Genomic DNA, 1,192 nt, shown 5'->3' with positions numbered 1-1,192 from the left:
TTTAAGTAGTTCAAGCATCATAAGCATCGCTTGGCGGCCAATTTCATAACGAGGTTGAGAAATGGTCGTTAACGGTGGATCGCAGTATTGAGCAAAGTTGATATCATCGAAACCAACCACTGACAAATCTTGCGGAACGCGCAGACCGAGTCGTTTCGCTTCTTGGATTGCGCCGATTGCCATGGTGTCACAGTGGCAGAAAATCGCAGTTGGTGGCTCTGGAAGTTCTAGCAACTTACGTACAGCTTTCGCGCCGCCGTCAAAAGAAAACTCAGTGATAACACTGTATTGTGGGTCTTTACTGATCCCCGCGCGCCGCAAGGCTTGTTGATAACCTTGCTGGCGGAACTGACACAATACCGCTGTGTCTGGCCCTGAAATTTGTGCTATGCGTTTATGGCCAAGTTGAGTTAGGTAATTGACCGCTTCAAAAGCAGACGTTAGGTTGTCAATGTGCACGGTTGGTAATTCTAGCTCTGGCGCAAACTCACAAGCCATGACCATTGGTGGCAGGTTTTTCTGTTCTGGCTTGCTGACATCAAATGGCAGGTCGGTGCCAAGCAGTAACATGCCATCGGCTTGTTTGGTGAACACTAGATTCACAAACGAGCTTTCACGCTTTTTCTGCTGGCCGCTGTCACCGAGCAGTACGAGGTAGCCATGTTCCATAGCGGCGTCTTCGATACCACGAATGATTTCAGAAAAGTAAGGATCACAGATGTCAGGAACGATGGTAACAATCGTTTTTGATTCGTTTCTACGTAGATTACGCGCTAATGAATTTGGAGAATAGCCCGCTTCAAGGACGGCATCTTCGACTCTTTTTCTTGTTGAAGAAGAGACTTTTTCTGGATTCATTAATGCTCGAGATACCGTAGCTGTCGACACTCCCGCAAGCTGGGCAACATCCTTCATTGTCGCCATAGTGTTTAACCTCTCAAATTTTTGCCAAGATGACGTTATTCCCTGTCAGAAGTCGTAGGTTTTTATCACTGGTAATCAGTGCCTATCTAATCACGTTGTTAGTGGTTATTTTTAGGGAGTAGGCGATAAAGCATCGCTTGGCTACTGCTTCAAATTTTGGGAATAGTCATTGTTTTAATCTAAGCCTATGGGGTAAACCCACTTTAGACTTTGCTAATTTGGATAGTCTATTCATTTCTATCGGGAAAGTTACGGTCTGTTTAACAAA

Annotated in this window: 1 protein-coding gene; it reads right to left on the bottom strand. The window is 45.3% G+C overall.

The features are described from left to right. Window positions 1-963, bottom strand: a 963-nt coding sequence (gene cytR / locus R7035_RS25550; protein WP_318146360.1) for a DNA-binding transcriptional regulator CytR, incomplete at its 3' end; no start/stop codon positions are given. Window positions 964-1,192: the final 229 nt, after the last annotated feature.

The organism is Vibrio sp. 1731, from assembly GCF_033339955.1.
In the GTDB taxonomy this organism is placed as follows: domain Bacteria; phylum Pseudomonadota; class Gammaproteobacteria; order Enterobacterales; family Vibrionaceae; genus Vibrio; species Vibrio alginolyticus.
Note: the sequence above shows the minus strand (reverse complement) of the source record. Positions and strands in the feature narration are given on the sequence as shown.